This window comes from Allobrachymonas denitrificans DSM 15123 (genome assembly GCF_900110225.1).
GTDB lineage: Bacteria > Pseudomonadota > Gammaproteobacteria > Burkholderiales > Burkholderiaceae_C > Brachymonas > Brachymonas denitrificans.
Window position 1 is genome coordinate 524,982 of record NZ_FOCW01000001.1, and the last position, 22,920, is coordinate 547,901.

General features: G+C 64.9%; 19 protein-coding genes, 1 pseudogene and 1 riboswitch. Of the genes and pseudogenes, 9 read left to right on the forward strand and 11 right to left on the reverse strand.

All coding sequences use genetic code 11. From position 1 onward, the window contains the following. Positions 1-14: 14 nt before the first annotated feature. The 4 genes from BMW28_RS02470 to BMW28_RS02485 all read right to left on the reverse strand — a co-directional run bounded on the left by BMW28_RS02470 (position 15) and on the right by BMW28_RS02485 (position 3,352). Positions 15-710: a precorrin-8X methylmutase gene (locus BMW28_RS02470; RefSeq protein WP_091813403.1), complete on the reverse strand. Its 696-nt coding sequence runs from the start codon at positions 708-710 to the stop codon at positions 15-17. A 14-nt stretch (positions 711-724) separates the two neighbouring features. Further along, positions 725-1,810 carry a sirohydrochlorin chelatase gene (locus tag BMW28_RS02475; protein ID WP_091813405.1) on the reverse strand — a complete coding sequence of 362 codons (1,086 nt, stop codon included), beginning with the start codon at positions 1,808-1,810 and terminating at the stop codon, positions 725-727. Continuing rightward, positions 1,807-2,640: a precorrin-4 C(11)-methyltransferase gene (gene cobM, locus BMW28_RS02480; RefSeq protein WP_091813408.1), complete on the reverse strand. Its 834-nt coding sequence runs from the start codon at positions 2,638-2,640 to the stop codon at positions 1,807-1,809. The genes BMW28_RS02475 and cobM overlap by 4 nt, the downstream gene beginning before the upstream one ends. A 73-nt stretch (positions 2,641-2,713) precedes the next feature. Then, positions 2,714-3,352 carry an energy-coupling factor ABC transporter permease gene (locus tag BMW28_RS02485; RefSeq protein ID WP_091813411.1) on the reverse strand — a complete coding sequence of 213 codons (639 nt, stop codon included), beginning with the start codon at positions 3,350-3,352 and terminating at the stop codon, positions 2,714-2,716. Between the two features lie 149 nt (positions 3,353-3,501). Then, positions 3,502-3,720: riboswitch (cobalamin riboswitch) on the reverse strand. 97 nt (positions 3,721-3,817) lie between these two features. Here BMW28_RS02485 and alaS point away from each other — a divergent pair. Continuing rightward, positions 3,818-6,445 carry an alanine--tRNA ligase gene (alaS, locus tag BMW28_RS02490; RefSeq protein ID WP_091813414.1) on the forward strand — a complete coding sequence of 876 codons (2,628 nt, stop codon included), beginning with the start codon at positions 3,818-3,820 and terminating at the stop codon, positions 6,443-6,445. Positions 6,446-6,725: 280 nt separating this feature from the next. Here alaS and BMW28_RS02495 read toward each other — a convergent pair whose 3' ends face one another. After that, positions 6,726-7,688 (reverse strand): MBL fold metallo-hydrolase, encoded by a 963-nt coding sequence (locus BMW28_RS02495; protein WP_091813416.1) that lies wholly within the window; start codon positions 7,686-7,688, stop codon positions 6,726-6,728. Positions 7,689-7,979: 291 nt separating this feature from the next. Here BMW28_RS02495 and BMW28_RS02500 point away from each other — a divergent pair, with 291 nt between their 5' ends. Continuing rightward, a complete protein-coding gene (locus tag BMW28_RS02500; RefSeq protein WP_091813419.1) occupies positions 7,980-9,674 on the forward strand; it encodes an AMP-binding protein in 1,695 nt (564 codons plus the stop codon). A gap of 116 nt (positions 9,675-9,790) precedes the next feature. Here BMW28_RS02500 and kdsB read toward each other — a convergent pair whose 3' ends face one another. From kdsB to lpxK, 3 genes are all read right to left on the reverse strand, one after another. Then, positions 9,791-10,567, reverse strand: a complete 777-nt coding sequence (gene kdsB, locus BMW28_RS02505) for a 3-deoxy-manno-octulosonate cytidylyltransferase (RefSeq protein ID WP_091813421.1) — start codon at positions 10,565-10,567, stop codon at positions 9,791-9,793. Then, a complete protein-coding gene (locus tag BMW28_RS02510; protein WP_091813424.1) occupies positions 10,564-10,779 on the reverse strand; it encodes a Trm112 family protein in 216 nt (71 codons plus the stop codon). Before BMW28_RS02510 ends, kdsB begins: the two co-directional genes overlap by 4 nt. Positions 10,780-10,967: 188 nt before the next feature. Next, on the reverse strand, positions 10,968-12,068 hold the full coding sequence (gene lpxK, locus BMW28_RS02520) for a tetraacyldisaccharide 4'-kinase (RefSeq protein ID WP_091813426.1): 1,101 nt from the start codon (positions 12,066-12,068) through the stop codon (positions 10,968-10,970). 502 nt (positions 12,069-12,570) lie between these two features. Between lpxK and xseA the strand changes: the two genes are divergently transcribed. Beyond that, the gene (xseA, locus tag BMW28_RS02525) at positions 12,571-14,052 is read left to right on the forward strand and encodes an exodeoxyribonuclease VII large subunit (RefSeq protein ID WP_091813429.1); all 1,482 of its coding nucleotides are present in this window, start codon (positions 12,571-12,573) and stop codon (positions 14,050-14,052) included. A 191-nt stretch (positions 14,053-14,243) separates the two neighbouring features. Next, on the forward strand, positions 14,244-14,825 hold the full coding sequence (locus BMW28_RS02530; protein ID WP_091813430.1) for a superoxide dismutase: 582 nt from the start codon (positions 14,244-14,246) through the stop codon (positions 14,823-14,825). A gap of 164 nt (positions 14,826-14,989) precedes the next feature. On the opposite strand, the gene BMW28_RS02535 is transcribed toward BMW28_RS02530, so the two are convergent. Together BMW28_RS02535 and BMW28_RS02540 are read right to left on the reverse strand one after the other, a co-directional pair. Next, positions 14,990-15,484, reverse strand: a complete 495-nt coding sequence (locus BMW28_RS02535; protein WP_091813433.1) for a DUF192 domain-containing protein — start codon at positions 15,482-15,484, stop codon at positions 14,990-14,992. A 123-nt stretch (positions 15,485-15,607) separates the two neighbouring features. Next, on the reverse strand, positions 15,608-15,871 hold the full coding sequence (locus BMW28_RS02540; protein ID WP_091813436.1) for a hypothetical protein: 264 nt from the start codon (positions 15,869-15,871) through the stop codon (positions 15,608-15,610). A 304-nt stretch (positions 15,872-16,175) separates the two neighbouring features. Between BMW28_RS02540 and icd the strand changes: the two genes are divergently transcribed. Together icd and BMW28_RS02550 are read left to right on the forward strand one after the other, a co-directional pair. Continuing rightward, positions 16,176-17,429 (forward strand): NADP-dependent isocitrate dehydrogenase, encoded by a 1,254-nt coding sequence (gene icd / locus BMW28_RS02545; protein ID WP_091813440.1) that lies wholly within the window; start codon positions 16,176-16,178, stop codon positions 17,427-17,429. Between the two features lie 143 nt (positions 17,430-17,572). Continuing rightward, the gene (locus BMW28_RS02550) at positions 17,573-18,652 is read left to right on the forward strand and encodes an FUSC family protein (protein ID WP_091813443.1); all 1,080 of its coding nucleotides are present in this window, start codon (positions 17,573-17,575) and stop codon (positions 18,650-18,652) included. Between the two features lie 195 nt (positions 18,653-18,847). Here BMW28_RS02550 and BMW28_RS13260 read toward each other — a convergent pair. Beyond that, positions 18,848-19,039: pseudogene (locus BMW28_RS13260) on the reverse strand (cold-shock protein); the annotation flags it as partial. Positions 19,040-19,327: 288 nt separating this feature from the next. Here BMW28_RS13260 and clpS point away from each other — a divergent pair. From clpS to BMW28_RS02570, 3 genes are all read left to right on the forward strand, one after another. Continuing rightward, a complete protein-coding gene (clpS, locus tag BMW28_RS02560) occupies positions 19,328-19,690 on the forward strand; it encodes an ATP-dependent Clp protease adapter ClpS (protein WP_091813447.1) in 363 nt (120 codons plus the stop codon). Between the two features lie 97 nt (positions 19,691-19,787). Continuing rightward, positions 19,788-22,130, forward strand: a complete 2,343-nt coding sequence (gene clpA, locus BMW28_RS02565) for an ATP-dependent Clp protease ATP-binding subunit ClpA (protein ID WP_091813449.1) — start codon at positions 19,788-19,790, stop codon at positions 22,128-22,130. A gap of 166 nt (positions 22,131-22,296) precedes the next feature. Further along, a complete protein-coding gene (locus BMW28_RS02570) occupies positions 22,297-22,908 on the forward strand; it encodes a Tll0287-like domain-containing protein (protein ID WP_091813451.1) in 612 nt (203 codons plus the stop codon). Positions 22,909-22,920: the final 12 nt, after the last annotated feature.

Genomic DNA, 22,920 nt, shown 5'->3' on the forward strand with positions numbered 1-22,920 from the left:
CCGTGTTCGGGTTGTCAGGCTGCGACCGCCTGCTTCTGGCGCGCCTCGGCCAACGCCAGCAGCGCATGCAGGGCAGCCACCACCAGCGTCGAGCCGCCCTTGCGGCCACGGATCACGATCCATGGCACTTCCGGCACCGTGGCCATCAGGTCCTTGCTTTCGGCGGCCGAGACAAAGCCCACCGGCATGCCGACCACCAGCGCCGGCCGCACGCCTTCCTCGCGGATCAGGCGTACCAGTTCGATCAGCGCGGTCGGCGCATTCCCGATCCCGACAATCGCGCCATCCAGCAGCGCCAGACGATGTGCCTTGCGCATGGCCTGCACGGCACGGGTCGTGTCTTCGGCCTTGGCTTGCTCGATCACGTCCTCATCGCTGATGAACTGGTGTGTGCTCACGCCAAAGTGCGCCAGGCGCGGCCTGGACAGGCCAACGCAGATCATCTCCACATCCGCCATCATGGCGATGCCGCCGCGTTCCTTGGCGTGCAGCAGGGCGTTCAGGCCCGCCTCCACGGCATCGGGATGAAAGTCCGTCAGCCCGTTGAATTCGAAGTCGGCGTTGGCGTGGATCATGCGGCGCACAATGGGCCATTGCGCCTCGGTATAGGCATGCGGACCGGTTTCCTGGTCGATGATGGAGAAGCTGTCGTGTTCGATGACCTGGCCCGCGCGCGTCAGCTGTTCGGTGACTGTGTTGATGGTGCTCATGGCAGATCCCGAAATCAGAAGGTGGAAACGTGGGTGCAGTGGCGGATGGCGTCGTTGCCGTCGTCGTCACTGTCGCGCTGGCCGACAGCGCTGGTGGCATGGCTGTGCGCGTGTTGCGGGTACGCGTCGTGTGCATGTCCGCCTTCATGGGCATGCGTATGCTTCCCGTGGTCGTGGTCGTGGTCGTGGTCGTGGTCGTGGTCGTGCGCGTCGCCGTGCGAGTGCCCATGCCCATGCTCATGCCCATGCTCATGATCCCCATGCGCATGGTCATGGTCGTCATGGCTATGCGGCACATGCCCCGTCACGTCATAGCGCACCGTCGCATGCGGCGCGCCGCGCAGCCACTTGCCCACGCGCTCGTCCAGCAGCGCAAACACCTCCGGCTCGAAGCCGAAATACTGGCTGTGCGCAAAGCGCAGCTGCGGATACTGCTTGCGCAGATGCTCCACCTGACGGTCGATGCGGTGCATCAGCGTGCCGGTGAACAGGTAGTAGGGCAGGATCACGATCTGCGTCATGCCAAGCAGCATGTGGCGCTGCACCACGCGTTCCAGGCGCGGGTAGGTGATGCCGGTAAACGCCACATCCACCAGTTCGTGATCGGTCTCTTCCCACAGCCAGCGCGCCATCTTGGAGACTTCGCCGTTGGCCTTGCGGTCGCTCGAACCGCGCCCGAGCAGGATCACGCCGGTGCCATGCGGATCGGGCATGTCCAGCCGGTGCATGGCGTGGCGCAGCTTGCGGCGCAGCACGGTCAGCACCGGCTCGCACGCGCCCAGATGCGGCGCATAGTCGAACTGCACCTGCGGATGGCGCGCGCGCGCCTGTTCCAGCGCGTAGGGAATGTCGCCCTTCACATGACCGGCGGCATTCAGGATCAGCGGCAGCACCAGCACCTTGCCGGCATGCTGCTGCGCATGGGCGGCAGCGCGGTCCATGCCTTCATCCAGCAGCACATCGGCAAACTCGATGAAGCAGACCTCGATGTGCCACTCGGGCCGGTCCTGGCGCCAGCGGCGCGCGAATTGTTCGATTTCTGCATTGCCACCGGGCTCGCGCGAGCCGTGGCCAACCAGCAGCAGGGTGGGTGTCGTCATGTCGGGGTTCCGGAGGAAGAGGAGGCAAGGTCCGCCGGCGCACTGGCGCGGCGGAAGCGGTGGGTAAAGCCGGCGTCATACAGGCGCGACTTGGTCAGTTCGGGCCACTGGCGGGCGCCCAGCGTGGGGCTGGCGATGATCATGCTCTGGCTCACCACGCCCGCTTCGCGGCAGATCGCCTTGATGGTGGACAGCGTGCCGCGCAGGATGCGTTCTTCGCCCGGCCAACTGGCCTTGTGCACTACCAGCATGGGCGCGTCCTCCGGCCAGCCGGCGGCGCGCAGCTCGCTCTCCACCTTGTGCAGCAGCGTGATGGACAGGTAGATGCACAGCGTGCAGCGGTGCTGCGCCAGTTCGCGCAGGCTTTCGCCCTCGGGCATGGGGGTGCGGCCCTCCACGCGCGTCAGGATCACGGTCTGCGTCACTTCAGGCAGCGTCAGGCTCTCCACCGCCGCCGCGGCAGATGCCATGGCCGAGGTCACGCCCGGCACCACCGCGATCGGAATGCCGGCCGCATCCAGTGGCTGCGCCATCTCGATCAGCGTGCCGTAGAGTGAGGGGTCGCCCGTCTGCAGGCGCACCACCACGGCATGCTGCTGCGCCTGTTCGATCAGCCAGGCACAGATCTGCTCCAGCGTCATGTCCTTGCTGTCGGCGATCACGCAGCCGGCAGGCGCCCAGCGCGTGGCGGCTTCGCTCACCAGCGAGCCGGCAAACAGGATGGCACCGGCCTGCGCGATCAGGTCACGGCCCTTGACGGTCAGTAGTTCCGGATCGCCGGGGCCGGCGCCAACAAACCAGACCTTGCCTGGCAGGGAGGGGGATTGCATGGGAAAAAACCAGAAAGAGAAACGCCAACAGCCCGGTCTGCCAGCGACAGACCGGGCCACGCAGGTCGGGAGATCAGGCGGCCGCCGTCACGCGCTCATCCAGGCACAGCTGTGCCCAGGAGGCGTCCTTGAAGCCACGCGCAGCGCGGACGATGGCCAGCGTCACCAGCGGCTCCACCAGCACCAGTGCCAGATAGCTGGCCGCAAAGGCCGCCCAGTTGGCCAGCGGCGTGGGTTCGGTCCCCATGGACAGCCAGAAGCCCACCATCAGTGTCACGCCAGCATAGAAGGCAAAGTCCAGCTTGACGATGTTGGCCACCGTGAACTGACCAGCGATGCGCTTGCCCAGGCCGTAATGCACGGCAGCCAGCGGCACCATCAGCGACAGGCTGTTCACCGCCAGATGCGCCAGATCCTGCGGATCGAACAGCAGGCCCTGCAGCAGCAGGCCAAGGGCAAAGCCGAACAGCGTCGGCACAAAGCCCAGCAGCAGGTAGATCGGCATGGCGCCGACGAAGTGCAGTTCCGACGCGCCGACCGGCATGTGGAACACCTGCATGAAGACGGAGAAGAACACCGCCGCCAGGGCCGTGCGCAGCAGCAGGGTGGGGCGCTTGACCAGGCCGGGCGCGTAGGCGGCCAGCATGCCAATGGCGGCAACGTTGGCGAAGGCGATCTTGGCGGAGGAGAGAATGCCGGGTTCGATATGCATGATGGGCTTCCTTGTGTGTAACACCTGAGAACCAGCCTGGCTGGCGAAGGATTGCCACGTTGGCAACAGGTGTTGAAGGAAGCGCGATGCCGGAACGAAGAAAACGGAGACCCGGACGTGCACTGCCCGCATCGCCCACCGCAACGCTGACAAACGTGTCACAGCAGGCCGGTCTCCGGGCTCGCCAGTCCTGCAGAACAGGGGGCTTGCAGCGCCTTCCCGGCCGGAAGCGACCAGTGGCATCGAGCTGCAAGCTTGACTGACATACCGTTGCGGGGGCAGCGCTGGATTTGGCAAGGCCGTACCAGCTTCCCGTTTCATCCGGACGGGCATGACACCGTCCGGACACCTGCATGTGGGCCGTATTATAGGCCGCACTGTGGCCAAAATGGCGGCGCACCTATAATCTTGGGCAGCACATTTCGTCCCTAATCCAGCATTCGCGGTCGCCCGACCGTCCCCAGCATGAGCACCCCTTCTCCCATGACCGTTGCGGACATCCGCAAGACCTTTCTCGACTTCTACGCCAGCAAGGGCCACACCATCGTCGAATCCAGCCCGCTGGTGCCGGGCAACGACCCGACGCTGATGTTCACCAACTCGGGCATGGTGCAGTTCAAGGATGTGTTCCTGGGCACCGACAAGCGCCCCTACACCCGCGCCACCAGCGTGCAGGCCTGCCTGCGTGCCGGCGGCAAGCACAACGATCTGGAAAACGTCGGCTACACCGCGCGCCACCACACCTTCTTCGAGATGCTGGGCAACTGGTCCTTCGGCGACTACTTCAAGCGCGAAAGCATCGAGTGGGGCTGGGAACTGCTCACCAAAATCTACGGCCTGCCGCCCGAGCGCCTCACCGCCACCGTCTATGCCGAGGATGACGAAGCCTACGACATCTGGAAGGACGTGATCGGCCTGCCGCCCGAGCGCATCATCCGCATCGGCGACAACAAGGGCGCGCGCTACAAGAGCGACAACTTCTGGATGATGGCCGACACCGGCCCCTGTGGCCCGTGCTCCGAGATCTTCTACGATCACGGCCCCGAAATCCCCGGCGGCCCTCCCGGCAGCCCGGAAGAGGACGGCGACCGCTTCATCGAGATCTGGAACCACGTGTTCATGCAATTCGAGATGCATGAGGACGGCAGCGTCACGCGCCTGCCTGCGCCCTGCGTGGATACCGGCATGGGCCTGGAGCGCCTGGCCGCCGTGCTGCAGCACGTGCACAGCAACTACGAGATCGACCTGTTCGACACCCTGATCAAGGCCGCCGCGCGCGAAACCGGCTGCACCGATCTGGACAACCCCTCGCTCAAGGTGATTGCCGACCACATCCGCGCCACCGCCTTCCTGGTGAGCGATGGCGTGCTGCCGGGCAGCGAAGGCCGCAGCTACGTGCAGCGCCGCATCATCCGCCGCGCCATACGCCATGGCTACAAGCTGGGCCAGCAGAAGCCCTTCTTCCACAAGCTGGTGCCCGATCTGGTCGCGCTGATGGGCGATGCCTACCCGCGCCTGAAGGCGCAGGCAGCGCAGGTGATGGCCGCGCTCAAGGGAGAGGAAGAACGCTTCTTCGAGACCCTGGCCAAGGGCATGGAAATCCTGGACGATGCGCTGATCGCCGGCCGTCGCGAACTGCCCGGTCACGTCGCCTTCAAGCTGCACGACACCTATGGCTTCCCGCTCGATCTGACGCAGGACGTCTGCCGCGAGCGCGGTGTGACAGTGGACGAGGCGGGCTTCGAGGAAGCCATGCAGGAGCAGAAGGCCACGGCGCGCGCCGCCGGCAAGTTCAAGATGGACAAGCTGCTCGATTACAGCGGCGAAGGCAATGCCTTCACCGGCTACGAGCAGCTGGGCGGCGAGGCCAGGGTGGTCGCGCTCTATGCCAATGGCGAAACCGTGCAGCAGCTCGATGCCGGCCAGCAGGGCGTGGTGGTGCTGGACAGCACCCCGTTCTACGCCGAAAGCGGCGGCCAGGTCGGCGACCAGGGCGTGCTGGTGGCCAATGGCGTGCAGTTCGACGTGGCCGACACGCTCAAGATCAAGGCCGACGTGTACGGCCACCACGGCACGCTGTCGCGCGGCACGCTCAAGGTGGGTGACGCCGTCACTGCCGAAGTCGACTGCGAACTGCGCGCTGCCACCGTGCGCAACCACAGCGCCACGCACCTGATGCACAAGGCGCTGCGCGAAGTGCTGGGCGAGCATGTGCAGCAGAAGGGCTCGCTGGTCAACGCCGAGCGCACCCGTTTCGACTTTGCGCACACCGCGCCGCTGACGGCCGAGCAGATTGCTGCGGTCGAGGCCAAGGTCAACGCCGAGATCCTTTCCAACAGCGACACACAGGCCCGCCTGATGGGCATGGAAGAAGCCAAGCAGACCGGCGCCATGATGTTGTTCGGCGAGAAATACGGCGACGTGGTGCGCGTGCTCAACATCGGCTCCTCCACCGAACTGTGCGGCGGCACCCACGTGGGTCGCACCGGCGACATCGGCCTGTTCAAGATCGTGGCCGAAGGCGGCGTCGCCTCGGGCGTGCGTCGTGTCGAGGCTGTCACCGGTGCCAACGCACTGAGCTATCTGCAGGGCCTGGAAAACACCGTCGACCAAGTGGCCGGCGCGCTGCGTTCCGCCCCGGGCGAGGTGCTGGAGCGCATCGGCCAGATGCAGGACCAGGTCAAGGCGCTGGAAAAGGAAATCGCCGCGCTCAAGGGCAAGCTGGCTTCCAGCCAGGGGGATGAACTGGTCGGTCAGGCGGTCGACGTGAACGGCATCAAGGTGCTGGCGGCGCGTCTGGAAGGCGCCGACGCCAAGACGCTGCGTGAAACCATGGACAAGCTCAAGGACAAGCTCAAGACCGCCGCCATCGTGCTGGCTGCTGTCGACGGTGAGAAGGTGCAGCTGGCCGCCGGCGTCACCAAGGACAGCATCGGCAAGATCAAGGCGGGCGAGCTGGTGAACTTCGTGGCGCAGCAAGTTGGCGGCAAGGGCGGCGGCAAGCCGGACATGGCCATGGCCGGTGGCACCAACCCGGCCGGGCTGGAAGCCGCGCTGGCGGGTGTGCAGGGCTGGGTGGCCGAGCGCGCCTGACTGGCTTCACGCTGAATGAAGAGGTGTACTTCCGCAAGGGGTACACCTTTTTTCATGTCTGCTTTTGGAGCGCTCGAAGCCGGAGCGGTTCGATCATGCGTAGCCACGGCCAGCCATGGGGATGGGCGGGGTGACTTGAAAAGATCAGATGCGGTACGCCATCTTGTGACTGTGGCCTCTGGCCTCTGGCCGTTGACGCTTTTTCCGTCCGTGGTCCCCGACAATCAGTAGGGCGATTGCTGGCCGGAATGTCGAAGTGTCGTGCGGGCAAGGCCGCAGATTACAGCCGCTGCCGCGACACCGTCGGACTGTCTCCGATCTCGGTCTCGCTGCGCCAGAGGGCATCCTTGCGTTCCAGCTCGTCCAGGATGTCTGCCAGCCAGGCTTCCCGGCTGATGCTGCCTGCGACCCAGTTGTGCAGCTCGGCAAATACCGGCGCCCCTGCCAGCCACTGGCGGAAGCCTTCGTGCGTCATGTGCTCCACATCCAGCAACTGGTACTTGATCAGCGCCTTGGCAGCATAGCGTGCGTGCTGGTCCGGCTGCTCGCGGAACAGGGCGAGCCGCTTGCGCGCGCTGGCAAGGGCTGCCGTGACGCTCCCATCCACCTCGCCAAATACCGCACCGTGTCCCGGCACCACCACCTGCGGCTTCAGGCGCTCGATCCGGTCCAGCGTAGCCTCGAAGCCGGCAAAACCATCGCGCTGGAAGCGCGGCAGCGTATCGAACACGATGCTGACCTGGTTCTGCCACAGCGCATCTCCTGCCAGCAGCAGGCGCTGTTTCGGCTCGAACAGCATCACGGCATCGCTGTCGTGTCCGGCGGTGGCGTGGATCTCCCAGACGTGGTTGCCGAGCTGTACCGTGCTGCCCGGCTGCAGCACGCCATTCGCGGCAAAGCGCCGGCAGTGCTGGCCAGTCAATTCGTAGGTGAGGCGCTGCTCGTCCCATTGCTGCACGGTGTCCCAGGACGAGGCCGCGACGAGTGTGCGCGCCTCCGGATACGCCGCCTGCAGCTCCGCCGTGCCGCCGCAGTGGTCGCCATGCAGATGCGTGTGCGCAATCGTGTGTAGCGGTGGTTGTCCCAACAGGGCAGTCTGCACCAGATGCAGCGTCAGCTCGGCATGCTTGTCGTGGCCGGTGTCGACCAGCGCCGGCCGTTCGCCCAGGCACAGCAGGTTGTTGGACGAGAGCCAGCCGCGCTGGAACAGTTGCAGATCGGCAGGAAGCAGGGAGGCAGGCATGGGCGGGCAGGGAGGCTGGAGGGCAAGAGGAGCGGTGTGCGTGGAAGCTGGCGGCCACAGCAGCGACAACGGAAGGTCGCGCGCAATATCGGCGCCCGGAGTCGTTGACGTACGCGTCAGCTTGCCTCAAGCATAGCGGCCCCGACCCTGATTTTCATGGGCATGCATTTAGGGGTAAGCCCTGCCTTCAAACCCTTGGAGAACGCCGACACTGTGAGATAGGATGCTACATCGAACGATCGTGCTATTCAAGACGACAAATCGTCCAAAACAATATCAGGAGACACAGGCATGGTGGACAGGATCTGGCTGCAGCATTACCCCGAAGGCGTCCCGCATGACGTGAACCCCGAGCAATACGGCTCGCTCACCGACATGCTGGAAGAGTCCCTGCAGAAATACAAGGACAAGCAGTTTTCCATCTGCATGGACGTGGCGATGAGCTATGGCGAGCTGGACCAGCATTCGGCCGCACTGGGTGCCTGGCTGCAGGCGCAGGGGCTGGAGCCGGGGGCGCGCGTGGCCATCATGCTGCCCAACATTCCGCAGTTCGGCGTGGCCATGGCGGCGGTGCTGCGTGCCGGCTACACCTGCGTCAACGTCAACCCGCTCTACACCCCGCGCGAACTGGAGCACCAGTTGCGCGACTCGGGTGCCAACGTCATCATCATCCTGGAGAACTTCGCCCACACGCTGGAGCAGGTGATCGACCGCACCGGCCTCAAGCACGTGGTGATGACGGCCATGGGTGACCTGCTGGGCGGGCTCAAGGGCAAGCTGGTCACCTTTGCCGTGCGCCATATCAAGAAGATGGTGCCGGCCTTCAACATCAGCTCCACGGCCGGGCTGACGGTCACGCCGTTCAGCCAGGCGCTGCGCCAGGGCTCCGGCATGCAGCTCAAGCGCGTGCCGCAAACGCTGGATTCCATCGCCTTCCTGCAATACACCGGCGGTACCACCGGTCTGGCCAAGGGCGCCATCCTGTCGCACCGCAACATCGTGGCCGCCATGCTGCAGGCCGATGCCTGGTTCAGACCGGCGCTGACCGACATGGGCAGCGATACCACGCGCATCCACGCCATTGCCGCGCTACCCCTGTATCACATCTTCGCGCTCACGGTCTGCCTACTCGGCATCCGCCAGGGCTGGCACATGACGCTGATTCCCAACCCGCGCGACTTCCCGACCTTTATTGCAACGCTCAAGAAGGCGCCGTTCCATGTGCTGCCGGCCGTGAACACGCTGTTCAACGCGCTGCTGGTGCAGCCGGACTTCAAGACGGTGGATTTTTCAGCGCTGCGCATTTCGCAGGCGGGGGGCATGGCCGCTTCGGAGGGCACGGCCAAGCGCTGGAAGGAGGCGACCGGCTGCCCGATGATCGAGGGCTGGGGCATGAGCGAGACCTGCGCCATCGGTACCAACAATCCGGTCACCAACACCGAATTCACAGGCACCATCGGCATGCCGCTGCCGGGCATCGACGTAGCCATCATGGACGATGATGGACGCGAACTGCCGCTGGGCGAGGCGGGTGAGCTGTGCATCCGCGGTCCCAACGTGATGGTGGGCTATTACAACCAGCCCGAGGAAACACGCCGCTCTACCACCGAAGACGGTTTCCTGCGCACCGGCGACATCGCACGCATGGAACCCAACGGCCATATCCGCATCGTGGACCGCAAGAAGGACATGATCAACGTGAATGGCTTCAACGTGTTCCCGAACGAGATCGAGAACGTGGTCTCCACCTGCCCCGGCGTGGTGGAATGTGCGGCCATCGGCGTGCCGGACGAGGAGCAGGGCGAAGCCGTCAAGCTCTATGTGGTGCGCAGCGATCCGAACCTGACCGAAGCCGACGTGATGCGTTGCTGCAAGGAGCGACTGACCGGCTACAAGCGCCCGCGCCACATCGAGTTCCGCGACGAACTGCCCAAGACCAACGTGGGCAAGGTGCTGCGTCGCCGCCTGCGCGAAACCGAGGGCTGAGCAGGAAGGAGGGCTGCGGACGCGAGGCCCCAATCGCCCGACGCGGCTTGCCGTTCAGCGCGACGGAGTTCCTGATCGTGCCGACGCCTACTATTGCGTCTTTCGTTTCCGTCCTGCTAGCTTGCGGTGGCAAACAGCATCCGCACGCGCTCCAGATCCGCCGGCGTATCCACGCCCGGGCCGGGCGCATCCGGCGTCACGTGCACGGCAATGCGGTGACCGTGCCAGAGTGCGCGCAGCTGTTCCAGCGATTCGCAGGTCTCGATCGGCGCCTGCGGCAGCTGCGGGAACTGCTTGAGAAAGGCCACGCGGTAGGCGTAGATGCCAATGTGGCGCAAGGGGGCTGGCTCGGCCGGCAGGGCAGTGGCCTCTGCGGCGGAGCTGCCATAGCCGTCCCGCCACCACGGAATCGGCGCGCGGCTGAAATACAGTGCCAACTGGCGCGCATCGCACACCACCTTCACCACGTTCGGGTTGCGCAGGTCGGCCACATCGTGCAGCGGATGCGCTGCGGTGGACATGCTCGCTTCGGGGCTGCGTGCCAGCAGGTCGGCTACGGCCGCCGGCAATGCCGGATCCATCAGCGGCTCGTCGCCCTGCACGTTCACCACGATGGCTTCATCCGTCAGGTCGAGCAGATGGCAGGCCTGGGCCAGACGGTCGCTGCCGGAGGCATGGTTCTCATCGGTGAGCACCGCGGCAATGCCGTGCGCTTCGCAGGCCTCGACGATGCGGGGATGATCGGCAGCCACCACCACGCGGCCTCGGCCTTGCTGTACGCGCTGGGCCACGCGCACGATCATGGGCGCGCCGCCGATATCGGCCAGCGGCTTTTCCGGCAGGCGCGTGCTGGCCAGCCGGGCCGGAATCAGGATGGTGTAGCTGGCGCTCATGCGCTGGGGGCAGCGGCGCTGGGCTGGCGACCAGCTTCCACCTCGTCATCGCTCAGGGTGCGGGCCTCGTTCTCCAGCAGCACCGGAATGCCATCACGGATGGGGTAGGCCAGGCGCGCGCTCAGCGAAACCAGTTCCTGACTCTCGGCGCGGTAGGTGAGGGGGCCTTTGGTCACGGGGCAGACCAGCAGTTCCAGCAGTTTGGGATCCATGGCGGCAAACATCCGGTTGAAAACAATGCTGGCATTGTACGGCGGCGGGCGGCGTGCCTTCGAGGCAGCATTGGCAATCGGCAATCGGCAATCGGCAATCGGCAATCGGCAATCGGCAATCGGCAATCGGCAATCGGCAATCGGCAATCGCAGTCAGCAGCGCGCCCACTGCCTCCGAAGGAATGACCTCAGGCTTCCGACACCGACCTGTGCGGCACAGCCTCTGTCGGCATCTGCCGCAGCGCATGCCCCTGGATATCGCGCGAATGGCGCAGCCACCAGGCTGACAGGGCGGCAAAGAAGGGCAGTTCGGGTGTGAGAACCAGCGGCACTGCCCAGGCCTGCGGCAGGCTGTCCCACAGCTTGACGGCATCCTTCTCGGTGCACAGCACCGGCAGCCGGCGCGGCCCCCATTCGCGGGCCAGCGCAGCCAGGGCGTCGTGGCTCACGTGGTCGGGCAGGGCATGGCGTTCGGCCAGCGTCAGGCCGGCGGCCTCCAGCATGGCAAAGAAGCGGTCCGGGTGCGCAATGCCGGCCACCGCAATCACGGGCTGCTTCTGCCTGGCCCACTCCGCCAGCGCAAAGCTGCGCCCGTCTGCGCGCACGGCCTGGTCATGCAGGGCGCGGCGCGCCTGGTACACGGCCTGGCCGGAAGGCATGGGCACCGGCGTGGCCGGCTGCCCGGTCATCAGCACGATATCCACCTTGCGCGGCCAGGGCTCGCGCAGCGGTCCGGCCGGCAGCAGCCAGCCATTGCCGATGCCGCGCTCGTCCATCACGCAAATCTCCCCGTCGCGCAGCAGGGCGTGGTGCTGCAGGCCGTCGTCGCAGACGATGACGCGTACATCCGGATAGAGCTTGACCATCTCGCGCGCCGCATGATTGCGGTCCGGGCAGACGATGACCGGCGCATTGGTGCGCAGATGGATCAGCACCGGCTCGTCGCCGCCGATGCTGGCATCGGTATCGGGCGTGATCACCACGCAGTGCGGCGCCTGCGGGCTGCGGCCATAGCCGCGCGAGATCACGCCGATGCGCACGCCGATTGACTGGAAGTGCTGCACGATGGCGATGGTGGCGGGCGTCTTGCCGGCACCACCTGCCACCACATTGCCCACCACCAGCACCGGCACCGGCAGACGCTCGCGCTGCTGGTCGAGCGCGCGGCGGCGCTGCCAGCGCCAGGCAGCCCCATACAGCTGTGACAGCGGCCACAGGGCGTGCGCAACCAGGCCGCGTTCCTGCCAGAGGCGCGGCAAGGTACGGTGCAGAAAGGCATTGGCCGTCATGCGCAGCCTCCAGGGGCGGCGATCCGGGCGGCAATCGGGGGGATCACGGACAAGAGTCTCCTGTGTATGCAAGAGCCGGAAGCTCCATGCAGTATTTTGACCGCTTTTGAGACAGCTTTCGAAGCGGCTGCGAACAGATGGTTGCAGGCTGTATCAGCGGCTTGATCCACGCACCGAAGAAGGACTGCCAGCGGGCGCTATCATGCCTTCCAGAACCCTCGCGAAGCCGCTATCCGGGTGTGTCCGGATCGGTCTGAAAGTTGTCCACGCAAAATGTGGATAACCTTGTGGAAAAGCCATGCATGCATGCGCCAAACACGCAAATCCCCGTCTGGGCGACAGATTGATTACAAATTGAGCAACTATTTTTTCATTAAAAATCAAAGGGTTATGACGAATTCTCTGCATGTTGGCGGGATCGGGGTGGTGTTTGTGACAAAACCCGTTAAAGCTGTCACAAACGGCTTGCACGGCGCGTCTGCCGCCAGTCACGGAGCCGTTCATGGCATTTGAAACCGCCCCGCAGGGCCGCAACCGCATCTGGCAGGTGGGCGCGCTCTGTCGTGCCGTGGCCGACATGCTGGATGCACGCTTCGGCCCGGTCAGCGTGCAGGGCGAACTGTCGGGCTTCAGCCGGGCATCCAGCGGGCATTGCTACTTCAGCCTGAAGGACAGTAGCGGCCAGCTGCGCTGTGCCATGTTCCGCCGCGCGGCCAGCCTGGTGGACTGGTCTCCGCGGGAGGGCGATCAGGTCGAGGTGTACGGCCGGCTGGCCGTGTACGAAGCGCGCGGCGATCTGCAACTCATCGTCGAAGGCATGCGCCGTGCCGGGCAGGGCGCGCTTTACGAGGATTTCCTGCGCCGCAAGGCCGAGCTGGAAGCACAGGGCTTGTTTGACCCGGAGCGCAAGCGCGTGCCCACGCAGCACCCGCGTGGCATTGGCTTGGTCACCTCGCTGGGTGCTGCCGCCCTGCGTGACGCGGTGACCGCCCTGCGCCGGCGCGCTCCGCACGTGCCGGTGCTGCTGGTGCCGGCTCTGGTGCAGGGCGCTGCAGCACCCGCCGAACTGGTGGCCGCGCTGGAGCGCCTGTATGCCCTGGCGCAACGCCAGCAGCAGGGCGAGTCCACGCCCGGCCTGCCGCAGATCGACACCATCCTGCTGGTGCGCGGCGGCGGTTCGCTGGAAGACCTCTGGGCCTTCAACGACACGGCGCTGGCCCACGCCATCGTCGCCAGCCCGGTGCCCGTCATCGTGGGGGTGGGGCACGAAACCGACTTCACCATCGCCGACTTCTGTGCCGACCTGCGCGCGCCCACGCCCACGGCGGCTGCCGAGCTGGCCGCACAGCCCCGGCGCGACGCCTGGCTGCAAGTGGCGCACCGCATGCAGCGCCTGCAGCAGCTTGCAGGGCGTCAGCTCGATGGCCATGCCCAGCGTCTCGACCGCCTCGGTTGGGGGCTGGCGCGCACCGGTTCGCTGGCACGCCAGCAGCGCCTGCATCTGCATGATCTGGACTTGCGCCTGCAGCAGCAACGCCGTCAGGCGCTGGTGGCGAGTCAATCCAGGCTGGACGGCCTGCGCAGCCGGCTGGAGCGCGCCGTGCATCGCCAGACGGTGCAGGGCGGCTACCGTGCGCGGCTGCAGGGCCTGCAAATGGAGCTGGCCACGGCCGTGCGCGAACAGCTGCGGGCCGAGCACCTGCTGCTGGCCGATGCGCGTCAGCACCTGCAACAGGCCATGCGCCAGCGCAGCGTGCTGGAAGGTCACCGGCTGCAGGTGGCCGAACACGCCCTGCGCCTGCTCGATCCCACTCAGGCGCTGGCGCGCGGCTATGCGCTGCTGCAGGATGCGGACGGCCATGTCATCAGCCAGCGCGCCCAGTTCCGTGCCGGCCAGCAGGTCCGTGCCACCGTGAGCGATGGCAGCGTCACGCTGGTTCCGCTGGCACACCAGCAGAGCCTGGACGGGAGCGATCCGGCGTAGTCCTGCACCTGCATGACCCTGATGTCCCTGCCGACAAGCCGGAGACACCAGCCTGTGCGACAATGCGGCGGTCTGCCCGTCTGTTACAAAAGCGGGCAGCAGCCGGCCGCCACGCCGCACCGCCCGCACAGGGGCGGCCCCGCAAGGCCAGCGCCCGGCACCCCGATCAACCGATTCACAAGGACATAGCCATGGAACACCAACTGCCCCCCCTGCCGTTTGCGATCGACGCCCTCGAGCCTGACTATTCCAAGGAAACCCTGGAATACCACCACGGCAAGCACCACAAGGCCTACGTGGACAACCTGAACAACCTGCAGAAGGGCACCGAGTTCGAATCCATGGAGCTGGAAGAGATCGTCAAGAAGTCCAGCGGCGGCATCTACAACAACGCGGCCCAGATCTGGAACCACACCTTCTTCTGGAACTGCCTGAAGCCCAACGGCGGCGGCCAGCCCTCCGGCGCCCTGGCTGATGCCATCAACGCCAAGTGGGGCAGCTTCGACGCCTTCAAGGAAGCCTTCACCAAGTCTGCCGTGGGCAACTTCGGTTCCGGCTGGACCTGGCTGGTGAAGAAGGCCGACGGCAGCGTCGACATCGTCAACACCGGCCCGGCCGGCACGCCGCTGACCACCGACGACAAGGCCCTGCTGACCGTGGACGTGTGGGAGCATGCCTACTACATCGACTACCGCAACGCCCGTCCCAAGTTCGTGGAAGCCTTCCTGAACAAGCTGGCCAACTGGGAATTTGCCGAGAAGAACTTCGCCTGATCGGCTCAGGGGCTCGCCGGCCAGACCGGCAGGCGGCGCCCACATGACAAAAGGACTGCACCGTGAGGTGGCAGTCCTTTTTTGTGCCTGATGAACAGGGGAGCCAGCTTATGTGCAGCGTGATGTGGGGCCCGGGGTTGTTCAGTTCAGGTCGCCATTCCCCTTTACTGGCGCGTGCCGGTTGTAGCAGCCGGCTGTGTCTGCAACCACTTCAGCTGCATCCCCGGTGTGACCTTGTGGCGCTTGAACCAGCCCTGGTTCATTTCCAGCACATAGCGCACCGGTTTGGCCGAGCAGTGCGGGGTCTCGGTCTGCGGCTGCATGTTGGCGAGGTTGACGATGGTGTCGTCGTCATCCACGAAGGCGGCCGTCAGCGGCAACAACGTGTTCTTCATCCAGAAGCACTGCACGCCGGGCTGGTCGAACACGAACAGCATGCCTTCCTGCTGGGGCATGGAGCGGCGGTGCATCAGGCCGGTCTGGCGCTGCTGCGGCGTGCGCGCCAGCTGCACGCTGATCTTCTGCCGGCCGGCCTGCAGCGTGGCGCGTTCCAGGTCGAGCTGCGGTTGGGGAGCCGGGGTCGGACCTTGGGCGTGCACGGCCGTGGCCGCAAGGGTGAGAAGCGTGGCGCAGAGAACAGGGCGTAGGGACGTTGTCATGGGAGTCAGGGGAAGTTGCTAGCGCCAAGTGTGCCCTGAACCGCGAGGGTTTTGGGTATCAGCATGAAAAAGCCCGCAGCGCATGCGCACCGCGGGCTCTGGGGAGCGCGCAAATCCGGGGATTTACTTCTTGGCAGCAGAGGCTGCAGCCTTCACGGCAGGCGCGGCCTTGACGGCAGGCTTGCTGTTTTTCTTCACGGCAGCGGCAGCCTTGGGGGCGGTCTTGCCGGCAGTCACGGCGGACACGCTGGCAGCAGGAGTCTTGGATACGGCAGCCACGGCCGGAGCAGCAGCCTTCGGAGCGGAGGCGGGAGCTTTCACGGCGGGGGTGGCAGCAAAGGCGCCGGCAGCAACGGTGGCGGCGATCAGGGCAATGATTTTCTTCATGATGCAGTCTTGGGAAAGTTGTACCTTCGACATCGGAGGCGAGACGAAGTTTACGGCTGGCATCCGTCCGTGGACAGGGTTTGGCGCACTGCAGCAAATGACAACTGAAACAGAGGCGACTGGTACGGGAATCGGCGGGCGCTTGTCAGTTGTTAGCAAGTTGAGCCCCTAGGGTCTTTCCATGGGGAGTCATTTGTGACATTTGCCGGTAGAATGTTCTGCCGACACAGGAATCAGGCCGCGCCACCAGCGCGGCCTTGTCTCCATGCCTGTCTGACTTGCCAATAACCACATCGGAGCGACTATGTACCAGCATATCAAGGTGCCCGCCGAGGGCCAGAAAATCACCGTCAACGCCGACATGTCGTTGAACGTGCCCGACCAGCCCATCATCCCCTACATCGAGGGAGACGGCACCGGCTTCGATATCACCCCCGTGATGCTGAAAGTGGTTGACGCAGCCGTGGCCAAGGCCTACGGCGGCAAGCGCAAGATCCACTGGATGGAAGTCTACGCCGGTGAAAAGTCCACCAAGGTGTACGGCCCCGACGTGTGGCTGCCGCAAGAAACCCTGGACGCCGTGCGTGACTACGTCGTCTCCATCAAGGGCCCGCTGACCACCCCCGTCGGTGGCGGTATCCGTTCCCTGAACGTGGCCCTGCGCCAGGAACTGGACCTGTACGTCTGCCTGCGCCCGATCCAGTACTTCGCCGGCGTGCCCTCCCCGGTGAAAGAGCCCCACAAGACCAACATGGTGATCTTCCGCGAGAACAGCGAAGACATCTATGCCGGTATCGAATTCGAAGCACAGTCCGAAAAGGCCAAGAAGCTGATCAAGCTGCTGCAGGACGAGTTCGGCGTGACCAAGATCCGCTTCCCGGAAACTTCCGGCATCGGCGTCAAGCCCGTGTCCAAGGAAGGCACGCAGCGTCTGGTGCGCAAGGCCATCCAGTACGCCATCGACAACAACAAGCCGAGCGTGACCCTGGTGCACAAGGGCAACATCATGAAGTTCACCGAAGGTGGCTTCCGTGACTGGGGCTACGAGCTGGCCCAGACCGAATTCGGCGGCGAGCTGATCGACGGCGGTCCGTGGATGAAGATCAAGAACCCGAAGACGGGTGGCGAGATCATCATCAAGGACAGCATTGCTGACGCCTTCCTGCAGCAGATCCTGCTGCGCCCGGCCGAGTACAGCGTGATCGCCACGCTGAACCTGAACGGCGACTACGTGTCCGACGCCCTGGCTGCCCAGGTTGGCGGTATCGGTATCGCCCCGGGTGCCAACCTGTCCGACAACGTGGCCATGTTCGAAGCCACCCACGGCACTGCTCCCAAGTACGCTGGCAAGGACTACGTGAACCCCGGTTCCGAAATCCTGTCCGCCGAAATGATGCTGCGCCACATGGGCTGGACCGAAGCCGCTGACCTGATCATCAGCAGCATGGAAAAATCCATCGCCAGCAAGAAGGTCACCTATGACTTCGCCCGCCTGATGGACGGCGCCACGCAAGTGAGCTGCTCCGGTTTCGGCCAGGTCATGATCGACAACATGTAATCATGGCTGGTGCAGCTCAGGCTGCATGCACGAACCCAACCCCGGTTCCGCAAGGTGCCGGGGTTTTTTCATGGCCGTTGGTATCAGGTTTCAGTCAGAGCCTCGGGACAGCGCTAGACTGCAGAAACTGCCCCCATTTCCGCATGACAATCCGCGACATTCTCCAGAATGAATGGCGTCATCTGGTCGCCATCCAGCCCAGCGAGCGTCCCTGGCAGCTGCCCTTTGTGGCGGCGCTGACCAGCGGACTGCCGTTGGCCGTGGGTGCCTGGTTCGGGCACATGGATTACGGGCTGATCTCCTCGCTGGGCGGGCTGGTGTTTCTCTACACGCCCAACACCGCGCTGCCCCAGCGTATGGCGGTGCTGATGATGTGCGGCTTCGGCATGAGTGCAGGGTTTGCGCTGGCGCAGATCGGCAGCTTCCATCGTTTCTCCACCATTGCCGTGCTGACGGCGCTGGCGCTGCTGGTCAGCCTGGTCACGCGCTTCTACCGGCTGCAGCCGCCGGGTGCGCTGTTCTTCATCATGGCGGCAGCCATCGGCGCCTACATGCCGCACAACGTGGAGGCCATTCCGCTGCGGGTGGGGTTGCTGTTCATGGGCAGCCTGCTGGCGGTGATGCTGGCCTTCTTCTACAGCCTGTACATGGTGCGGCGTATCCGGCCCCTGCCGGCGCAGCCCCTGGCGCCGTTCGACTTCCAGTACGTCGTGTATGACTCGGTGTGGACCGCCGCATTCACCGGGCTCTCGCTGGTGGTGGCGCATGCGCTGGAGATGCCCTCACCCTACTGGGTGCCGGTCAGCTGTGTGGTCATCATGCAGAACATGAGCATGCGTGCGCTCTGGAACAAGCAGGTGCACCGCATCCTGGGCACCTTCGCCGGCATGGTGCTGGCCTGGGGGCTGTTGCGGCTGGAGCCGGGTCCGTGGGAGGTGTGCCTGCTGATCATGCTGCTCACCTTCGCCACCGAATTCCTGGTGGTGCGGCACTACGGCATGGCCGTCATCTTCATCACGCCCATGACCATCCTGCTGGCCGAGGCAGGCTCCGGCATGAACCTGCCCGTGGCAGACATCATCCAGGCACGCGTGCAGGACATTGTGCTGGGCAGCGTGATCGGCCTGATCGGGGGAGTGTTCCTGCATGAGGCACGGCTGCGCGCCTGGCTCAGCCTGCGGCTGTTCGGCGTTCCGTTCGATCCGCCCGCCCGCGGGAAGTGAGGCGCGCAGATACAGCCCGGCAGGGGCGGGAAGCAGGGCGCACGCACATGTTGGCCTGCATGGCCGGCTGTGCGCCTGAAAGACTCAGAATTGCAGGGCGTCCCGAGGCGCCTGCGCCGGTTCCTGCAGCAGTGGCGCGGATTCCGGCAAGGTGGCAATGCCAGGCAGGGCCTGCTTGCCGGTGTCGACCGGAACGATTTGCAGCGCGTGAACGCCTTTCGGGCCGTCATGCAGTTCATACTGCACGCGCACGCCCGGCTTGAGGGTCTTGAAACCCTCCATCTCGATTGCGGAAAAGTGCGCGAAAACATCGTTGCCGGCGTCATCCGGCTGGATGAATCCGTAGCCTTTCGCATCACTGAACCATTTCACTATCCCCGTAGCCATCCTCAACCTCTCGAACTGTGGTGGACTTGATTGCACCCGGCGATGCTAGCAGTGGGGGCCTTTCTTGCCCATTGGGGGAGTACCGCCGGAGCTTGCTTCAGGTCAAGAAAACACCAATTGCGTAGGGGAATGGCGGTCTTTCGTATCACTTTGCGGCCGAAATGGCCTTGCCGAGGGGGCGATGCGCGATTGGGCGCACTGCCGTAAAATCAACCGTTCGGGCAGCCCGCACCGTGTTGCCGCGCATTGCCTGCGCCGCACTTTCCGGGCACCTTCTTTCCAACAGTTATGGCCACCACTCCTCCTGATCAGCCGCCGGTGCAGCCGCCGGACCATACCCCTTCCCGCGACAGTGACATCGGACTGGCCACGCGGCCGCGCCGCCTTGCCACCAAGCCGCCCACCATGTATCAGGTGGTGCTGCTCAACGACGACTTCACGCCGATGGAATTCGTCGTGCTGGTGCTGCAGGAGTTCTTCAACAAGGACCGCGAGGCTGCCACCAGCATCATGCTCAAGGTGCACATGGAGGGGCGCGGCATCTGCGGCGTGTATCCCAAGGACATCGCCCAGACCAAGGTCGAACACGTGATGGAAGCGGCACGCGCGGCCGGCCATCCGCTGCAGTGCATTTGCGAGCCGGTTGAATAACTGCCGGGATATCCCCATATGCGACCGCAGGGCAGAGCGGGCGCATGTTGGGTAATATGAAGACGTTCGCAATGCCGTGTGGCGAAAGGAAGAAGTGATGATCGCACAAGAGCTGGAAGTAACCTTGCACATGGCGTTCGTGGAAGCTCGGCAGCAAAGGCACGAGTTTCTGACCGTGGAGCACCTGCTGCTGGCGCTGCTGGACAACCCCAGTGCGTCGGAGGTGCTGCACGCCTGTGCAGCCAATGGGGATGATTTGCGCACTTCGCTGGGCAATTTCATCAAGGACCACAGCCCGCAGATGCCGGGCAACGACGAGGTGGACACGCAACCCACGCTGGGATTCCAGCGCGTGATCCAGCGTGCCATCATGCACGTGCAGTCCACCGGCAACGGCAAGAAGGAAGTGACGGGCGCCAACGTGCTCGTGGCCATCTTCGGCGAGAAGGACTCGCACGCCGTCTACTACCTGCACCAGCAGGGCGTGACCCGTCTCGACGTGGTCAACTACATCGCGCATGGCATCCGCAAGACCGGCGAGTCCGAGGAGCCGTCCAAGCCTGATGACAGCAGCCAGAACGACGGCGGTGACGAGCAGGGCGGCGAGCGCAACGAAAAGGCCTCTCCGCTGGAGCAGTTCACCAACAACCTGAACCAGGCTGCCAAGGAAGGCAAGATCGATCCGCTGATCGGCCGTGACTACGAGGTCGAGCGCGTGATCCAGATCCTGTGCCGCCGCCGCAAGAACAACCCGCTGCTGGTGGGTGAGGCCGGCGTGGGCAAGACGGCGATTGCCGAGGGCCTGGCCTGGCGCATCACGCAGGGCACGGTGCCCGAGGTGCTGGCCGATGCCGAGGTGTATGCCCTCGACATGGGCGCGCTGCTGGCCGGCACCAAGTACCGCGGCGACTTCGAGCAGCGCCTCAAGGCCGTGCTCAAGGCGCTGAAGGACAAGCCGGATTCCGTGCTGTTCATCGACGAGATCCACACGCTGATCGGGGCCGGTGCGGCTTCGGGCGGCACCATGGATGCCTCCAACCTGCTCAAGCCGGCGCTGTCCAGCGGGCAGATCAAGTGCGTGGGCGCCACCACCTTCACCGAGTACCGTGGCATCTTCGAGAAGGATGCCGCGCTGTCCCGCCGTTTCCAGAAAGTGGATGTGGTGGAGCCGACGGTGGAGCAGACGGTGGAAATCCTCAAGGGCCTCAAGTCCCGTTTCGAGGAGCACCACAGCGTGAAGTACGCGCAGGCGGCGCTGCAGGCTGCGGCCGAGTTGAGCGCCAAGTACATCAACGACCGCCAGTTGCCCGACAAGGCCATCGACGTGATTGACGAGGCCGGTGCTGCGCAGCGCATCGTGGTGGCGAGCAAGCGCAAGAAGACCATCGGCAAGGCCGAGATCGAGGATATCGTGGCCAAGATCGCGCGCATTCCGCCCGCGAGCGTGAGCAGCGATGACCGCGGCAAGCTGGCCACGCTGGAACGCGACCTCAAGAGCGTGGTGTTCGGTCAGGACAAGGCACTCGAAGTGCTGGCGTCCAGCGTCAAGATGGCGCGTTCGGGCCTGGGCAAGCAGGACAAGCCGATCGGCGCCTTCCTGTTCAGCGGCCCCACCGGCGTCGGCAAGACCGAAGCCGCCAAGCAGCTTGCCTTCATCATGGGCGTGGAGCTGGTGCGTTTCGACATGTCGGAATACATGGAGCGCCATGCGGTGAGCCGCCTGATCGGTGCGCCTCCGGGCTACGTCGGCTTCGACCAGGGTGGCCTGCTGACCGAGCAGATCACCAAGAAGCCGCACAGCGTGTTGCTGCTGGACGAGATCGAGAAGGCGCATCCGGACATCTTCAACGTGCTGCTGCAGGTGATGGACCACGGCACGCTGACGGACAACAACGGACGCAAGGCCGACTTCCGCAACGTGGTGATCATCATGACCACCAATGCGGGTGCCGAGACCATCAACAAGTCGACCATCGGCTTCACCAACGCGCGCCAGGCCGGCGACGAGATGGCGGACATCAAGCGCCTGTTCACGCCGGAGTTCCGCAACCGCCTCGATGCCATCGTGAGCTTCAAGCCGCTGGACGAGCAGGTCATCCTGCGCGTGGTGGACAAGTTCCTGCTGCAGCTGGAGCACCAGCTGATCGAGAAGAAGGTGGAAGTGACCTTCACCGACGTGCTGCGCAAGCACCTGGCGAAGAAGGGCTTCGATCCGCTGATGGGCGCCCGCCCGATGCAGCGCCTGATCCAGGACACCATCCGCAAGGCGCTGGCCGACGAACTGCTGTTCGGACGCCTGACCGACGGAGGCCGCCTGACGGTGGACTACGACGAGAAGCAGGAGGAGAACAACGGCATCGTGCTGGACATCCAGCCGCTGTCCAAGAAGGAGCCCAAGCCGGGCACCGCCGAGCCGGAGGCCAAGGCGCCGGTGGGCTGATTTCCGGCCTGCTTTTCTTGCATCCTGCTGAAAGCCAGTCGTTCGCGACTGGCTTTTTTATGGAACATGGTCAATGGCACGGGGGAACCCTGTGATTGATCTACAAAAAACTTAAGTATGATGGGGCCTCGTCTTTTCTGCCAACCCCGATGCGAGAGCCTGATTCATGAAAACTTCTGCCCTGATCATCGCCGCGGCCTGTGTGCCTTTCCTGTCCGCCTGCAACACCAGCCAGCCTACGCCCAAGCAGGCTACTGCCACGCCGGCTGTCGAGCCCTGGGTGGCTGACGCGCGTGCTGCTGCGTCCTCGGTGCCGCCCAAGCTGCTGGCCGTGCTGCAGCCCGCCATCAAGGAGCGTGGCCCCGCTGGCGCCATCGACGTCTGCAGCAAGGAAGCACCCAAGCTGGCCAAGGCAGCTTCCGAGCAGACCGGCTGGCAGATCCGCCGTGTCAGCCTGAAGAACCGCAACCCCAAGGCGGTGCCGGATGCGTGGGAGCGTGCAACGCTGGAATCCTTCGACAAGGCGCAGGCCGCCGGTGTCGACCCGGCCATGCTGGAGCGTGCCGAAGTGGTGGTGGAGAACGGCCAGTCCGTGCGCCGCTACATGCGCGCGCTGCCGGTCCAGCAGGCCTGCCTGCAGTGCCACGGCACGGCTGACAAGCTCGGCGCGGGCGTGGCCCAGAAGCTGACACAGCTGTATCCGAATGACAAGGGTACCGGCTACACGCTGGGCCAGATCCGCGGTGCGATGACGCTGCGCCAGCCCGTGGCGAATTGAGGGCGTCACAGC

Bases quoted from the DNA above. Each gene is read 5' to 3' on its own strand.
- BMW28_RS02570 (WP_091813451.1), top strand. From the start codon at position 22,297: ATGAAAACTTCTGCCCTGATCATCGCCGCGGCCTGTGTGCCTTTCCTG.
- cobM (WP_091813408.1), bottom strand. From the start codon at position 2,640: ATGCAATCCCCCTCCCTGCCAGGCAAGGTCTGGTTTGTTGGCGCCGGC.
- BMW28_RS02510 (WP_091813424.1), bottom strand. From the start codon at position 10,779: ATGGATCCCAAACTGCTGGAACTGCTGGTCTGCCCCGTGACCAAAGGC.
- lpxK (WP_091813426.1), bottom strand. From the start codon at position 12,068: ATGACGGCCAATGCCTTTCTGCACCGTACCTTGCCGCGCCTCTGGCAG.
- kdsB (WP_091813421.1), bottom strand. From the start codon at position 10,567: ATGAGCGCCAGCTACACCATCCTGATTCCGGCCCGGCTGGCCAGCACG.
- BMW28_RS02535 (WP_091813433.1), bottom strand. From the start codon at position 15,484: ATGACAACGTCCCTACGCCCTGTTCTCTGCGCCACGCTTCTCACCCTT.
- clpA (WP_091813449.1), top strand. From the start codon at position 19,788: ATGATCGCACAAGAGCTGGAAGTAACCTTGCACATGGCGTTCGTGGAA.
- BMW28_RS02500 (WP_091813419.1), top strand. From the start codon at position 7,980: ATGGTGGACAGGATCTGGCTGCAGCATTACCCCGAAGGCGTCCCGCAT.
- icd (WP_091813440.1), top strand. From the start codon at position 16,176: ATGTACCAGCATATCAAGGTGCCCGCCGAGGGCCAGAAAATCACCGTC.
- BMW28_RS02475 (WP_091813405.1), bottom strand. From the start codon at position 1,810: ATGACGACACCCACCCTGCTGCTGGTTGGCCACGGCTCGCGCGAGCCC.
- BMW28_RS02485 (WP_091813411.1), bottom strand. From the start codon at position 3,352: ATGCATATCGAACCCGGCATTCTCTCCTCCGCCAAGATCGCCTTCGCC.
- clpS (WP_091813447.1), top strand. From the start codon at position 19,328: ATGGCCACCACTCCTCCTGATCAGCCGCCGGTGCAGCCGCCGGACCAT.
- BMW28_RS02495 (WP_091813416.1), bottom strand. From the start codon at position 7,688: ATGCCTGCCTCCCTGCTTCCTGCCGATCTGCAACTGTTCCAGCGCGGC.
- alaS (WP_091813414.1), top strand. From the start codon at position 3,818: ATGAGCACCCCTTCTCCCATGACCGTTGCGGACATCCGCAAGACCTTT.
- BMW28_RS02530 (WP_091813430.1), top strand. From the start codon at position 14,244: ATGGAACACCAACTGCCCCCCCTGCCGTTTGCGATCGACGCCCTCGAG.
- BMW28_RS02470 (WP_091813403.1), bottom strand. From the start codon at position 710: ATGAGCACCATCAACACAGTCACCGAACAGCTGACGCGCGCGGGCCAG.
- BMW28_RS02540 (WP_091813436.1), bottom strand. From the start codon at position 15,871: ATGAAGAAAATCATTGCCCTGATCGCCGCCACCGTTGCTGCCGGCGCC.
- xseA (WP_091813429.1), top strand. From the start codon at position 12,571: ATGGCATTTGAAACCGCCCCGCAGGGCCGCAACCGCATCTGGCAGGTG.
- BMW28_RS02550 (WP_091813443.1), top strand. From the start codon at position 17,573: ATGACAATCCGCGACATTCTCCAGAATGAATGGCGTCATCTGGTCGCC.